The 13,108-nt window shown below is 66.2% G+C and carries 13 protein-coding genes; 3 read left to right on the top strand and 10 right to left on the bottom strand.

The genetic code is table 11. The features are described from left to right. Positions 1 to 2: 2 nt before the first annotated feature. The 8 genes from BCY78_RS08195 to BCY78_RS08160 form a co-directional block, all read right to left on the bottom strand. Positions 3 to 2,252, bottom strand: coding sequence for a xanthine dehydrogenase family protein molybdopterin-binding subunit (locus BCY78_RS08195; RefSeq protein WP_068300225.1), 2,250 nt, complete (start codon positions 2,250 to 2,252; stop codon positions 3 to 5). Then, positions 2,252 to 2,731 (bottom strand): (2Fe-2S)-binding protein, encoded by a 480-nt coding sequence (locus BCY78_RS08190; protein ID WP_068300224.1) that lies wholly within the window; start codon positions 2,729 to 2,731, stop codon positions 2,252 to 2,254. The genes BCY78_RS08195 and BCY78_RS08190 overlap by 1 nt, the downstream gene beginning before the upstream one ends. Next, positions 2,728 to 3,585 (bottom strand): xanthine dehydrogenase family protein subunit M, encoded by an 858-nt coding sequence (locus tag BCY78_RS08185; RefSeq protein WP_068300222.1) that lies wholly within the window; start codon positions 3,583 to 3,585, stop codon positions 2,728 to 2,730. Before BCY78_RS08185 ends, BCY78_RS08190 begins: the two co-directional genes overlap by 4 nt. Before the next feature lie 174 nt (positions 3,586 to 3,759). Beyond that, positions 3,760 to 4,239 carry a hypothetical protein gene (locus BCY78_RS08180; protein WP_068300220.1) on the bottom strand — a complete coding sequence of 160 codons (480 nt, stop codon included), beginning with the start codon at positions 4,237 to 4,239 and terminating at the stop codon, positions 3,760 to 3,762. Continuing rightward, on the bottom strand, positions 4,236 to 5,003 hold the full coding sequence (locus BCY78_RS08175) for an ABC transporter ATP-binding protein (RefSeq protein WP_068300219.1): 768 nt from the start codon (positions 5,001 to 5,003) through the stop codon (positions 4,236 to 4,238). Before BCY78_RS08175 ends, BCY78_RS08180 begins: the two co-directional genes overlap by 4 nt. After that, the gene (locus BCY78_RS08170; RefSeq protein WP_068300217.1) at positions 5,000 to 5,830 is read right to left on the bottom strand and encodes an ABC transporter ATP-binding protein; all 831 of its coding nucleotides are present in this window, start codon (positions 5,828 to 5,830) and stop codon (positions 5,000 to 5,002) included. The genes BCY78_RS08175 and BCY78_RS08170 overlap by 4 nt, the downstream gene beginning before the upstream one ends. Next, the gene (locus BCY78_RS08165; protein ID WP_068300215.1) at positions 5,827 to 6,729 is read right to left on the bottom strand and encodes an ABC transporter permease; all 903 of its coding nucleotides are present in this window, start codon (positions 6,727 to 6,729) and stop codon (positions 5,827 to 5,829) included. Before BCY78_RS08165 ends, BCY78_RS08170 begins: the two co-directional genes overlap by 4 nt. Positions 6,730 to 6,740: 11 nt before the next feature. Then, positions 6,741 to 7,787, bottom strand: a complete 1,047-nt coding sequence (locus BCY78_RS08160) for an ABC transporter permease (protein ID WP_068300213.1) — start codon at positions 7,785 to 7,787, stop codon at positions 6,741 to 6,743. A gap of 152 nt (positions 7,788 to 7,939) precedes the next feature. Here BCY78_RS08160 and BCY78_RS08155 point away from each other — a divergent pair, with 152 nt between their 5' ends. The 3 genes from BCY78_RS08155 to BCY78_RS08145 all read left to right on the top strand — a co-directional run bounded on the left by BCY78_RS08155 (position 7,940) and on the right by BCY78_RS08145 (position 11,380). Beyond that, positions 7,940 to 8,581, top strand: a complete 642-nt coding sequence (locus BCY78_RS08155) for a helix-turn-helix domain-containing protein (protein ID WP_068300211.1) — start codon at positions 7,940 to 7,942, stop codon at positions 8,579 to 8,581. A gap of 32 nt (positions 8,582 to 8,613) precedes the next feature. Further along, on the top strand, positions 8,614 to 10,200 hold the full coding sequence (locus BCY78_RS08150) for an ABC transporter substrate-binding protein (protein ID WP_068300345.1): 1,587 nt from the start codon (positions 8,614 to 8,616) through the stop codon (positions 10,198 to 10,200). Between the two features lie 85 nt (positions 10,201 to 10,285). Continuing rightward, the gene (locus BCY78_RS08145; protein WP_068300209.1) at positions 10,286 to 11,380 is read left to right on the top strand and encodes a Xaa-Pro peptidase family protein; all 1,095 of its coding nucleotides are present in this window, start codon (positions 10,286 to 10,288) and stop codon (positions 11,378 to 11,380) included. Between the two features lie 123 nt (positions 11,381 to 11,503). On the opposite strand, the gene BCY78_RS08140 is transcribed toward BCY78_RS08145, so the two are convergent. Next, the gene (locus tag BCY78_RS08140; protein WP_068300207.1) at positions 11,504 to 12,397 is read right to left on the bottom strand and encodes a LysR family transcriptional regulator; all 894 of its coding nucleotides are present in this window, start codon (positions 12,395 to 12,397) and stop codon (positions 11,504 to 11,506) included. 355 nt (positions 12,398 to 12,752) lie between these two features. After that, positions 12,753 to 12,923 carry a hypothetical protein gene (locus BCY78_RS25540; RefSeq protein WP_158515910.1) on the bottom strand — a complete coding sequence of 57 codons (171 nt, stop codon included), beginning with the start codon at positions 12,921 to 12,923 and terminating at the stop codon, positions 12,753 to 12,755. Positions 12,924 to 13,108 lie beyond the last annotated feature (185 nt).

The raw sequence follows: 13,108 nt of genomic DNA, 5'->3' as shown, positions 1-13,108 counted from the left end.
GCTCAGCCTTTCGCCTTGATCGCCGCCAAGACGGCGGGCGGGTTCATCGGCAGCGCTCGCAGGCGCGCACCGGTGGCCGCGTGGATGGCGTTGGCGATGGCGGGCAGGGGGGGCGTGATGCCGGTCTCGCCGACACCGCGCACGCCGAAGGGATGGCCCGGATTCGGCACCTCGACGATCACCGTGTCGATCATCGGCAGGTCCGAGGCCACCGGCACGCGGTAGTCGAGGAACACCGTGTTCTGCAACCGACCGTCCTCGCCATAGATATAGCCCTCATTGAGCGCCCAGCCGATGCCCTGCGCGGCGCCGCCCTGATACTGGCCTTCCACATATTGCGGATGGATCGCGCGGCCCGCGTCCTGCGTCACGAGGTAACGCAGCACGGTCACGCGGCCGGTCTCGGGATCGACCTCGACATCGACGACATGGGTGCCGAAGGACGGACCCGCGCCCGAGGGCGTCGACTCGTGGTGGCCCGAGATCGGCCCCCCGGTCTTGCCCATCTCACCCGCGATCTCCTTGATCGACAGGGGCTCGAACTTGCCGGCGTTGTCGCCCGCAGGCCAGGCCGCGCCGTCCTTCCAGGTGACGGCCTCGGGGTCGATGTCCCATTTCTGGGCCGCCCGCTTGCACATCTCCTTGATCGCGCCCTGCGCCGCTTCCCACATCGCCTTGCCGCTGGCGAAGGTCGCGCGCGAGCCATGGGTCGGCTCGTTCACGCCCAAGGCGCCCGTCTCGACGATGTTCACCCGGACATTCTCATAGGCGATGCCCAGCGTTTCCGCCGCCATCAGCGCGATGGACGCGCGCGAGCCGCCGATATCGGGCGTGCCGACCGAGACCTGAGCGGTGCCGTCTTCCGACACGGCCAGCGACACCGAGGTCTCGCCGCCATGGTTGAACCAGAAGCCCGAGGCGACGCCGCGGCCTTGGTTCGGACCGAGAGGCGCTGCGTAGTTAGGATGCGCCTTCGCGGCTTCCAGCGTCTCGGCGAGGCCGATCTTCTTGAATTTCGGCCCGTAGGAAGCGCGCACGCCCTCTTTCACGCCGTTCTTCAGACGCACCTCGATCGGGTCGAGGTCCAGCTCGCGGCAGAGCTCATCCACCAAGCTCTCCACGGCATAGGCCGCCATCGGCGAGCCCGGCGCGCGGTAGGCGGCGCATTTGGGACGGTTCGCCAGAACTTCCCAGCCGACATGATTCAGGTTCGCGATGTCGTAACAGGCGAAGGCGCAGGACAGGGCCTCCCCCACGGGCGAGGCACCGGGGAAGGGGCCGCCCTGCATGCGGAAGTTGACCTCGGCGCCGGTGATCGTGCCGTCCCTCTTCATGCCCATCTTCACGTCCATCGACGCCGAGGCGGTCGGGCCGGTGGCGCGCAGCACCTCGGCGCGCGACATGACCAGCTTCACCGGACGCCCGCCCGCCTTCTTCGACAGCGCGAGCGGCAGGGGCTCCATGAAGATCGTGGTCTTGCCGCCAAAGCCGCCGCCGATTTCCGAGGGCGTCACGCGCAGCTGCGCCGGGTCGGTGCCCAGCACGGCCGAGCACATCTTGCGGATGTACCACTGCCCTTGGGTGCAGACCCACATCTCGCCCTTGCCGTCCGAACCCATCTGGCCCACGGCCGCATGCGGCTCGATATAGCCCTGATGCGTGGCCTCGGTGGTGTAATGGCCTTCGCGCACGAGGTCCGCCTCGGCATAGCCGGCGGCCAGATCGCCGCGCCCGAATTCGATCATCCGGGCGACGTTGGGGGCAGAGCCTTCGGGCACCGAATGGTCGGCGCAGCCCGGCAGGATCACCGGCGCGTCCTTGGCCATCGCCTTGTCCACATCGGTCACATGCGGCAGGACCTCGTATTCGACCTCGATCAGCTGGGCCGCGTCATGGGCCAGCAGCTGCGAGGTCGCGGCGACGGCGGCGACGGCATGGCCATCGTACAAAGCCTTCTCGCCGGCGAGGGTGTTTTCCTGCAGATACAGATCCTCGCCCGTCAGGCCCGTGGGCAGGTCGGCGCGGGTGACGACGGCCTTCACGCCCTTCAGCGCCAGCGCTTTTGATGCGTCGATCTTGACGATCCGCGCATGGGCATGGGGCGAGCGCACCACGGCCGCGTACAACATGTTCGGAAGGTTGAAATCGGCGCCATAGCGCGCGCGGCCGGTGACCTTGTCCAGACCGTCCGGGCGGTCAGGAGTGGTGCCGATCCATTTGAATTCCTTGCCGGAAATCTCGTCCTTCGCCATCACGCAGCCCCCCGCATCTCTGCCGCCGCGTCCTGAACGGCGCGGACGATCTTGTCATAGCCCGTGCAACGGCACAGGTTGCCCGCGAGCCAGAAGCGGATTTCGCTCTCGCTCGGGTCCGGGTTCTTTTCCAACAGCGCCTTCGCGGCGACGAGGAAACCCGGCGTGCAGAAGCCGCATTGCAACGCGGCATGTTCAATGAATTTGCGCTGCAACGGGTGGAGTTCATTGCCGTCGGCCATGCCCTCGATGGTCGAGATCTCGGCCCCTTCGGCCTCGACCCCCAGCACCAGACAGGACGACACCAGCCGCCCGTTCAGCATGACCGAGCAGGCGCCGCAATCGCCGGTGCCGCAGCCTTCCTTGGCGCCGGTCAGGTCCAGATGGTCGCGCAGGCAGTCGAGCAGCGTCTCGCGCGGATCGGCGAGGAACTCGACGGAATCGCCGTTCACCGTGGCTTGGACGTGGATCTTGCTCATGCTTTGGCCCTCTCATAGGCGATCTTCGCCGCGCGGCGGGCCAGCACCCCGGCCACATCCACGCGGAATTCCTTGGGGCCGCGCTTGTCGCTGATCGGCTTCGCAGCGGCCGAGGCGGCGGCGGCGAGCTTGTCGAGCGCGGCATCGTCCAGCGTCGTGCCGATGATCGCGTCGGCGCAGTCCTGCACCAGCAGAACGGTCGGCGCGACGGCGCCCAGCGAGATACGGGCGGCGGTCACTTTGTCACCGTCCAGCACCAGCGAGACGGCGCAGCCGACGACTGCGATGTCCATCTCGGTGCGCGGGATGAAGCGCAGATAGGCGTCACCGGCGGATTTGCCGCGGGCGGGCAGGGTGATCGCGGTGATGATCTCGCCGGGTTCCAGCGCGGTCTTGCCGGGCTTCACCGGCACCTGCTCGACCGGCAGCTCGCGCGTGCCGTTCGGGCCTTGGATGGTGACCGTGGCGCCCGCCGCGACGAGGCCGGGCACCGAATCCGCCGCGGGCGAGCCGTTGCACAGGTTGCCGGTCAGCGTCGCGCGGCCCTGCACCTGGGTCGAGCCGACCAGCTCCATCCCCTCGACGACGCCGGGCCAGTCGGCGACCAGCTCGGCATGGGCGCCAAGCTCCGCGCCCGAGACCGCGATGCCGATGCGCCAGCCGCCGTCGGGCAGGCGGGTGATGTCATGCGTGCCGGGGATCTTCTTCAGGTCGATGAGGTCGTCGGGCGTGACCATGCCTGCGCGCAGCTGCACGAGGACATCGGTGCCTCCGGCCAGATACCGCGTGACGCCAGAGGCGCCGGCCGCAATGGCAATGGCCTCGTCGAATGTTGCCGGGGCGTGGTAACGCATCCTGCCTCCTGTCTTCCAGTGGGTTGGGGTGAACCTAACCCTTGGGGCGGCGCTGTCGATACCCTTCCTTCGCGCGTGCACGGAATTTGGCTTTGTCGGGTGAGGCCCGGATGGAAGAAGGCCCGGCGACAGTTTCCTGTCGCCGGGCCCTGTTTCCTGCCGCCGCAGGTTGGTTCAGGCGGGCAGCAGGAAGCAGGCCATGGCCGGCACCTGCAGCAGCTCGACGGAGCGTGCGACGGTGGCGGCGTCGAAGAAGTGTTCCGCGTCGAGCATGTTGAGGGTGCCGACTTGCGCGCCCTGCAGCTTGATCGGGATGTTCAGCACCGAGCCGAGGCCCAGCGAGCCGATCAGCTCGTGATCCGGGAACACCAGCGCGATCTCGGCCAAGGTGTTGCGGATGAAGCATTCGCCGCCCTCGATGACTTCCTCGTAGAAGGCGTCGCGGTCGATCGGCTTGTCGCCCGAGACCGGGTAGGCGGTCGCGTCATTGGTCCAGGCGCGCCGCGCGATCATCGTGTCGAAGTTCATCGTCGAGATGGTGAACAGCTTCACGCCCAAGGTGGCCTCGACAAGGCGGCCTAGCGCGTCGAAGGCCTCGGCCCGGGTCTGCGCCAATTCCAGCGCGGCGGTGAAGGTCGAAAGGGGGGTGGTCATGCCTGTTCCTGCCCAAGGTTGTCGTTCACGTCTTCATGCACGCTGAGCCGATAGAGCTCCCGTGCATACTCGGTCGCCAGCGTGCCGTGGCGCAGAGCCTCGGCGCTGGCGATTTCCTCGATACGGCCGTGCCGCATCACCGCCAGCCGGTCGCACATGAAGGCGACGACGGGCAGGTTGTGGGTGACCATGAGATAGGTCAGCCCGCGTTCTTTCCTGAGCCGTTTCAACAGGTTCAGGATCTCGGCCTGAATCGACACATCCAGCGCCGAGGTCGGCTCGTCGAGCAGTAGGAATTTCGGCTCCAGCGCCAGAGCGCGGGCGATGGCGACGCGCTGCCGCTGCCCGCCCGAAAGCTGGTGCGGGAAGCGGAAGCGGAAGCGCTCGTCGAGACCGACCTCCGCCAGCAGCTCCAGCACCCGCTTGTCGCGGTTGGGCTTGCCGTGGATCAGCAGCGGCTCGGCCAGCGTGGCGTCGATGGTCTTCCTCGGATGGAGCGAGCCATAGGGGTCCTGAAACACCATCTGGCAATGGGCCGAGAAGGCGCGGTCGGGGCCGTGGCTGCGCGGCTTGCCGTCCACGTCGATCGTGCCGGTCCAGTCGGGCGCGAGGCCCATGATCGCCTTCAGGATCGTCGACTTGCCCGAGCCGGATTCGCCCACCAGCGCGAAGCTCTCGCCCTCGGCTACATCCAGCGTCACGTCATGCACGACCTTGGTGTCGCCGTAGAAGATGTTCAGGTCTTTGAGATGGATCGCGCTCATGTGGCTGCCCATTGGCTGCGGTCGAGCGTCGGCAGCTCGGCCCGCGTTTCGTTCATGCGGGGGACGGCGGCGAGCAGGCCCTTGGTATAGGGATGCTGCGCCGCGTTCAGGTTTTTCGCGTCGAGCGTCTCGACGACCTGACCCGCGTTCATCACCATCACCCGGTCGCAATAGCGGCCCACCAGCTGCAGATCGTGGCTGACCAGCATCAGCCCCATGCCGTGCTCGCGCACCAGCTCGTCGATCAGGTCCAGCACCTGTCCCTGCACGCTGACATCGAGGGCCGAGGTCGGCTCGTCGGCGATCAGGATGCGGGGGCGGGGGATCAGCATCATGGCGATCATGATGCGCTGGCCCATCCCGCCCGAGACCTCGTGCGGATAAAGCTTCATCACCCGCTCGGGGTCATGGATGCGCACGGCGGCCAGCATCTCGGCCACGCGGTCCTTGAGCGCGCGGCGCGGCAGGCTTTCGTGGGTCTTCAGGGCTTCCTCGATCTGGCGCCCGATGGTCATCACCGGGTTGAGCGAGAATTTCGGGTCCTGCATCACCATCGAGATCCGCGCGCCCCGGATCTTGCGCATCTCGCGCGCCGAGAGGCCCTGCAACTCGCGGCCTTCAAAGGCCATGCGGTCGGCCTTCACCACGCCCGGCGCGCGGACGAGGCCCAGAATGGCCCGTCCGGTCATCGACTTGCCCGAGCCGCTTTCGCCGACGATGCCCAGCCGTTCGGTGCCCAGCTGGAAGCTGATGCCGTTGACCACATTCACCGGCCCCTTGGGGGTGGGGAAGGTGACCGAGAGGTTCTGGATGTCGAGCAAGCTCATGATTTGTCTCCGCTCTTCGGGTCCAGCACGTCGCGCAGCCCGTCACCGAGGAAGCAGAAGCCCAGGGAGACAAGGATGATCGCGAAGCCCGGCATGGTGGCGACCCACCATTGGTCGAGGATGAAGGTACGCCCGCGCGAGATCATCGCGCCCCATTCCGGCAGGGGCGGTTGCGCGCCAAGCCCGAGGAACCCGAGACCCGCTGCCGTCAGGATGATGCCGGCCATGTCCAAGGTCACGCGGATGATGGTCGATGACGAGCACAAAGGCAGGATATGCAGCCCGATGATGCGGGCATGGCTGCCACCGGCCAGCCGCGCAGCCTGCACGAATTCGGCGTTGCGGAAGGTCAGCGTCTCGGCCCGCGCGAGGCGCGCATAGGGCGGCCAGGCGGTGATGGCGATGGCGATGATCGCGTTCTCGATCCCCGGCCCGAGGGCGGCGACGAAGGCGAGCGCGAGGATCAGCTTCGGCATCGACAGGAAGATATCGGTGACACCCATGACGATCCGGTCGACCCAGCCGCCGAAATATCCCGACACCGCGCCGAGGATCAGGCCCAAGGGCGCCGAGATCACGGCCACGAGGCCCACGATCACCAGCGTCAGCCGAGCGCCATAGACCACGCGCGAGAAGATGTCGCGGCCCAGCTCATCCGTTCCCATCCAGTTGACGGCAGAGGGCGGCAGCAGGCGGTTGGCCAGATCCTGACCGACCGGGGAATAGGGCGCGATCCACGGCGCGAAACCCGCACACAGGATCAGCACCAGCAGGATCGCCATCCCCAGAGCCGCCAGCGGGTTGCGCAGGAGGCGGGTGAAGATGTCATAGGCACGCCCGAGGCTTGCCTGCAGGCGCGAGGCGGGGGCGTCGTCGGTCAGCCAGGTGGTCAGGCTCATGGATTTCCCCCTCAGGTCCGGCTGCGCGGGTCGAGAACGCGGTACAGCACGTCCGAGACCTTGTTGATGACGATGAACACCGCGCCGATCACCAGCGTCGATCCCAGCACCGCGTTCATGTCGGCGTTGAACAGCGCCGTGGTCAGGTAATTGCCGATGCCGGGCCAGCTGAACACGGTCTCGATCATCACCGAGCCCTCCAGAAGTGCGGCATAGCTCAAGCCGATCACGGTGATCAGCGGAACGCGGATGGTACCGAAGGCATGCACCCAGATCACCCGCCATTCCGGCACGCCCTTGACGCGGGCGGTGGTCACGTATTCCTGCCCCAGCTGGTCCAGCATGAAGCTGCGCGTCATCCGGGCGATATAGGCGAGCGAGAAGAACCCGAGGATCGTCGCCGGCAGGATGATGTGGTGCAGCGCCGAGAAGAACACGTCCAGATCGCCCTCGATCAGACTGTCCACCAGCAAGAGACCGGTGATCGGATCGACGAGGCCGTCATAATAGATGTCGACCCGCCCCGGACCGGCGACCCAGCCCAAGCCCGCATAGAACACCGCAAGGCCGACGAGGCCCAGCCAGAAGGCCGGCACCGAATAGCCCAGAAGCGCGAAGATGCGGATCAGCTGGTCGGTGATCCGACCGCGTTTCACAGCCGACAGCACCCCCAGCGGCACGCCCAGCAGGACACCGATGATGATGCCGATCGTCGCCATCTCCAAGGTTGCCGGGAAAACGCGCCGCAGATCCTCGGCCACCGGGCGGTTGGTCGAGACCGAGCGGCCCAGATCTCCGCTCAGCACGTCGCCGACATAGGTCACGAACTGCGCCGCCAACGGCCGGTCGAGGCCCATGGCCGCGCGGGCCGCCTCGTATTGGGCATTGGTTGCGCGATCACCCACCACAGACAGCACGGGGTCGATCGGAATGACCCGGCCGATGAAGAAGGTGATGGCCATCAGGCCGGCAAAGGTGAAGGCCAGAATCACCAGGAAACCGGCTGCGCTGCGCAGGCTCCGGACCCAGCGTGATCGTCCTATGGCGCTTGAAAACATGGGGCTCCTGCACGGGAAGGGTGGCCGCCTTGGCGGTCGGGGCAAGGGTGAAAAAGGTTGCCCGGATCGGCAACAATTTTCTTGGCTCTAACAAAAAGATTTGTTTAGATCAAAAAAATTTTGATGAACCGACAGGCGGAACCCCGACTCGCATGGCCAGACCGAAACCCCAGACCGATCCCAATCTTGGCTCGCGCATCCGCAAGCGGCGCAAGCAGATGGGGCTGACCCTGCAGCAGCTTTGCGACATGGCCGGGCTGTCTGCGGGGTTCCTCAGTCAGGTCGAACGGGGGCTTGCGACGCCGTCGCTTGGAACGCTGGCGCAGATCGCGCAGGGGCTGGGGCTGGGGATCGAGCATTTCGTCGGCGGCACGCGCCCCTCGGATGCGCTGACCCGCGCCAGCGAGCGGCGGCAATTCTCCATCGAGGGCTCGCAGATGGGCTATGAGCCGCTGGGCGCCTCGTTCCCCGGCGCCGAGCTGTCGTCCTATCTGCTGCACATTCCGCCGGGCTATGTGTCCGAAACCGTCTCGCACGAGGGGGAAGAGATCATCTTTCTCCTTGAGGGTGAGATCGTGAAGACACTGGGCGCGGAAACCTTTGTCCTGCGGGAAGGGGACAGCCTGCATTTCAGCGGCACCACCCCCCATTCCTGGGCCAACCAAACCGACACCACCGCGCGCCTGCTGTGGACCGGCACCCTGCCGGTTCTCAAGGGCCGCGAGGTGGAACGGCTGCCCGAGCTCATCCCCGAGATGATCCCCGAGGGGCTCAGAGCGACGAGCGACACCTGAAACACGAAAACCCAACTGGAGGTACGATGACCATGAATATCATCCGTCCCGCGCTGCTGGCCGCCGTTCTGGCCATGCCGCTGCAGGCCTATGCCGAGACCCCGGCAGACCTGCTGGTGGTCGCGCAGAACATCGACGACATCGTCGCGATCGACCCGGCGCAGGCCTACGAGTTCACCTCGGGCGAGCTGGTCACCAACGTCTACGACCGCCTCGTGCAATATGACGCTGCCGACACCACCGCGCTGGCCGCCGGTCTGGCGGAAAGCTGGGAGATCGACGCCGAGAACAAGGCGATCACCTTCACCCTGCGCGACGGCGCGACCTTCCACTCGGGCAACCCGGTGCGCCCTGAGGACGTCGTCTTCTCGCTGTCGCGTGTCGTGCAGCTGAACCTGACCCCGGCCTTCATCCTGACCCAACTCGGCTGGACGCCCGAGAACGTCGCCGAGATGATCACCGCCGGCGAAGGCAACACCGTCACCGTGCGCTATGACGGCGACTTCTCGCCCGCCTTCGTGATGAACGTGCTCGCTGCCCGTCCGGCCTCGATCGTCGACGAACAGACCGTCATGGCCAACGAAGTCGACGGCGACATGGGCAACGCCTGGCTCAACGCGAACTCGGCCGGTTCGGGCCCGTTCTCGCTGCGCATGTTCCGCCCGGCCGAGATGATCCGTCTGGAAGCCAACGCCGATTACTTCAACGGCGCCCCCGCCATTGAAGGCGTGATCATCCGTCACGTCGCGGAATCGGCCACCCAGCAGCTGCTGCTGGAACAAGGCGACGTCGACATGGCGCGCAACCTGACGCCTGACCAGATCGCCGGCCTCGACACCGATGCGATCACCGTCGAGACCTTCCCGCAGGCCGCCGTGCACTTCCTGTCGTTCAACCAGGCCGACGAGGAGCTGACCGACCCGGCCGTCTGGGAAGCCGCGCGCTACCTCGTGAACTATGAGGGCATGGTCGACACCTTCCTCGCCGGTCAGATGGAAGTGCATCAGGCGTTCTGGCCGGACGGCTTCCCGGGCGCGCTGAACGACACGCCCTACAGCTACGATCCGGCCCGTGCGGCGCAGATCCTCGCGGATGCGGGCGTCGAGACCCCGATCAACGTCACCCTCGACGTGATCAACGCGGCCCCGTTCACCGATATGGCGCAGTCGCTGCAGGCCTCGTTCGCCGAAGCCGGCATCAACTTCGAGATCCTGCCGGGCACCGGCAGCCAGGTGATCACCCGCTACCGCGAGCGTAGCCACGAAGCCATGCTGCTCTATTGGGGCCCGGACTTCATGGACCCGCATTCGAACGCCAAGGCCTTCGCCTATAACTCGAACAACGACCAGGACGCCTATGCGGCGACCACCACCTGGCGCAACTCGTGGGCCGTGCCCGCCGAGATGAACGAGGAGACGATGGCCGCGCTGACCGAGACCGACCCGGCGCGCCGCGAGGAGATGTATCTCGACCTGCAGCGTCAGGTGCAGGAGAACTCGCCCATCGTGATCATGTTCCAGGCGGCCTACCAGGTGGCGATGTCGAATGACGTGACCGGCTACGTGAACGGTGCGACCTCGGACTTCGTCTACTACCGTCTGGTCGAGAAAGCCGAGTGATCACGGCCTTCGCCTGACCCAAGACCGGGCCGTCCGCCACCGCGGGCGGCCCTTCCTTTCCCAAACTCTGCCAAGGGAGGCCCGCATGGGCATCTACGACACCCGCCTCGCCAGCCTGCGCAAGCTGATGGCCGACAGCGCGACCGATCTCGTCATCCTCGGTCCCTCGACCAACATGCTCTGGCTCACCGGCGTTGACCCGCATGGCGACGAACGCCCGGTGCTGACCGTCGTCTCCGCCGATTTCGCGGGCTTCCTGATGCCGGCGCTGAATGCCGACATGGCCCGCCAGCACACCGATCTGCCGTTCTTCGAATGGGCCGATGCGCAGGGCCCGGCCGAGGCGCTATCGGCGCTGCTCGATGCCGCCGATGCCAAGCGTCCCGGCCTGTCCATCGTCCTCGATGAGACGATGCGCGCCGATTTCGCGCTGATGGTCCTTGATGCGATGGACAGCCCCAAGCGCCGCTTCACCGCCGACACGATCGGCCGCCTTCGCGCCATGAAGGACGAGACCGAGGCGGATCTGCTTCGCACCTGCGCGCGCCTGAATGACGATGCCGTGCGCCATGCGATGACGCAGCTAAAGGCCGGCATGACCGAGCTGGACCTGCAGGCGATCCTCCATGATTATTACAAGGCTCATGGCGCCGCGCCGGAATTCACCATCATCGGCTTTGGTGCGAACGGGGCCTTCCCGCATCACCATACCGGCGACGCGGTGCTGGCGGACGACATGGCCGTGCTGATCGACACCGGCTGCCGGATCGGCGGCTATCCCTCGGACATGACCCGCAGCTTCTGGTTCGGCCCGAACGAGCCCGAGGAATACAAGACCGTACGCCGCGTGGTGAATGCTGCCGTCGAGGCCGCGATGGACGCTGCGCGTCCGGGCGTGAAGGCCTGCGACGTGGATGCCGCCGCCCGCAAGGTGATCGAGGACGCCGGCTATGGCCCGCGCTTCGTGCACCGTCTGGGCCATGGTCTGGGCATCGACGTGCACGAGACGCCCTATATCACCTCGACCGCCGAGACGGTTCTGGAAGCCGGGAACGTCTTTTCCATCGAACCGGGCATTTATCTGACCGGAAACTTCGGTGTGCGTCTTGAAGAGATCGTCATCCTGCGCGAGAAGGGCCCCGAGATCTTCAGCGGCCTCGAGCGCGTGCTGGATCTCTGATCCCATTTCGTGATCCCGCCTTCGGGCGGTGAGGAATCTGACAGGGCCGGGGGGCTTGTCAGGGGAAGGGGCGCGCGCCAGTCGCGCGCCCCACCTTATTCGCGCTGGATCATGGCTTCGGCCTCAGCCGCCGAACCTTTCGACCAGAAATGCGCCCAAAGCCCGCACCGCCTCCGACCGCGCCCCCTCGCGCGGGTAGAGCAACGTCATCGCCCGCGTGCCAGGCCGGGCATCCTCCAGCTCCAGCGCCACCAGCCGACCCATTGCCACATCATCGCCCACCAATCCCGCGGGCAGCATCGCCAGCCCCAAGCCGCGGCGCACCGCCATATGCCGCGCCGCGGTCGACGCTACGGCGATCCGCCAGCGCATGCGGGGCACTCCGTCGCCCAAAAGGCGGGTGAGCGGTTCGTCATCGCCGCTCGAGGCGACCATCTCGTGATCGGCGAGATCCGCCAGCCGTCGCGGCCGTCCCATCGCTTGCAGATAGGCGGGACTCGCGACCAGCCGATAGGCCTTGTCGCGCAACTGGACCGTGGCGATGTTGGTGTCCTCGATATGCCCGGTCATCAGCACGATATCCATCGCCTCACCGAGCGTGCCGCCGTCCTGCTCCTGAAGCGTCAGCGCGACCTGAACCTCGGGGTTGCGATCCAAAAACTCGCTCAAAGCAATGACCAGATCTGCCTGCCCAAATCCCGCCGGGGCTGACAGGCGCACCAATCCCATCGGTCCGGCGATCCGTTCGCGCATGCGACCGGCGGCCTGCTGCAGCGCCTCCAGATGCGGAACGATGCGGCCATGCAGCTCTCGCCCCTCATCAGTCAGAGCCCAGCTGCGGGTGGTGCGGTGCATCAGCTGCAGGCCCAACCCATCCTCAAGCGCGGCAAAGCGGCGGCTGAGCGTGGCCTTGGGCAGGTGCAATGCCGCCGAGGCCGCGGTCAGCGAGCCGTGGCTGACGATCGCATCAAAGATCACCAGTCCATCTAGGTCGTCGAAAATATCCGTCTCTTTCATCGGTCCCCACCCGACATCCCCTATCGCGCGGCCCCAGTAGCGGAAGCAGGTCAATCACACGCGCGGATACAAGGGAACACTACCAGATATGGTAGATCGGATCAGCACAGTGGGAAGGGAAATGTATGATTGCAATCAAAAGTTGAACAATCGTCGGTGAGATGCGGGGTTAAGGAGGCTGACACTGGCCCGTAGATGACCCGTGCGCGCCGCAGCATAGGCCGCGGCCTACCGGTGTCGTCCGTCAACGGATCAGCCAAATCCGTAGCGAGCATGGCGCGCGGATCGCGCCGCGTTGCAGGGGCGCGCCCCCTCCAACGGCGCAGCGGAAATCACAGAAGGTTCATTCGGGCGGTCAGTGCAGGCGCGAGACCATCCGTCCCGCAAACCACGCCGCCAATCCTTGTGTTCCCTCGGGGCGGCGGGGGCGACGGCCCAACGGGCCCGGAATCCCACGAGTGTTCTCGACACTCTCCAGAGCGAAGGGATTGCGCGCGCCCTTCATCGCGATGCTCTTGCCGTTCATGTCTTCGTCCTGTTTTCTCAGGGGCTCAAAGGCGTCATGCCAGCAGCCGGGATCTGAATTTCCCTTTGGATTAACCAACTCCCGCGCGGCGAATCGGTTCCCGGGCCGGGGGACACGGCCTCCCCACTGTGCGCCGTCCAGCCTTCATATCAGCGCATTTCCGGCACCGTCAGCTTGAGGGGGCG

The sequence above is a fragment of the Pararhodobacter sp. CCB-MM2 genome, assembly GCF_001691415.1.
Lineage (GTDB): Bacteria > Pseudomonadota > Alphaproteobacteria > Rhodobacterales > Rhodobacteraceae > Pararhodobacter.
Note: the sequence above shows the minus strand (reverse complement) of the source record. Positions and strands in the feature narration are given on the sequence as shown.

Bases quoted from the DNA above. Each gene is read 5' to 3' on its own strand.
- BCY78_RS08190 (WP_068300224.1), bottom strand. From the start codon at position 2,731: ATGAGCAAGATCCACGTCCAAGCCACGGTGAACGGCGATTCCGTCGAG.
- BCY78_RS08150 (WP_068300345.1), top strand. From the start codon at position 8,614: ATGAATATCATCCGTCCCGCGCTGCTGGCCGCCGTTCTGGCCATGCCG.
- BCY78_RS08175 (WP_068300219.1), bottom strand. From the start codon at position 5,003: ATGAGCGCGATCCATCTCAAAGACCTGAACATCTTCTACGGCGACACC.
- BCY78_RS08185 (WP_068300222.1), bottom strand. From the start codon at position 3,585: ATGCGTTACCACGCCCCGGCAACATTCGACGAGGCCATTGCCATTGCG.
- BCY78_RS08180 (WP_068300220.1), bottom strand. From the start codon at position 4,239: ATGACCACCCCCCTTTCGACCTTCACCGCCGCGCTGGAATTGGCGCAG.
- BCY78_RS08170 (WP_068300217.1), bottom strand. From the start codon at position 5,830: ATGAGCTTGCTCGACATCCAGAACCTCTCGGTCACCTTCCCCACCCCC.
- BCY78_RS25540 (WP_158515910.1), bottom strand. From the start codon at position 12,923: ATGAACGGCAAGAGCATCGCGATGAAGGGCGCGCGCAATCCCTTCGCT.
- BCY78_RS08160 (WP_068300213.1), bottom strand. From the start codon at position 7,787: ATGTTTTCAAGCGCCATAGGACGATCACGCTGGGTCCGGAGCCTGCGC.
- BCY78_RS08155 (WP_068300211.1), top strand. From the start codon at position 7,940: ATGGCCAGACCGAAACCCCAGACCGATCCCAATCTTGGCTCGCGCATC.
- BCY78_RS08165 (WP_068300215.1), bottom strand. From the start codon at position 6,729: ATGAGCCTGACCACCTGGCTGACCGACGACGCCCCCGCCTCGCGCCTG.
- BCY78_RS08140 (WP_068300207.1), bottom strand. From the start codon at position 12,397: ATGAAAGAGACGGATATTTTCGACGACCTAGATGGACTGGTGATCTTT.
- BCY78_RS08195 (WP_068300225.1), bottom strand. From the start codon at position 2,252: ATGGCGAAGGACGAGATTTCCGGCAAGGAATTCAAATGGATCGGCACC.
- BCY78_RS08145 (WP_068300209.1), top strand. From the start codon at position 10,286: ATGGGCATCTACGACACCCGCCTCGCCAGCCTGCGCAAGCTGATGGCC.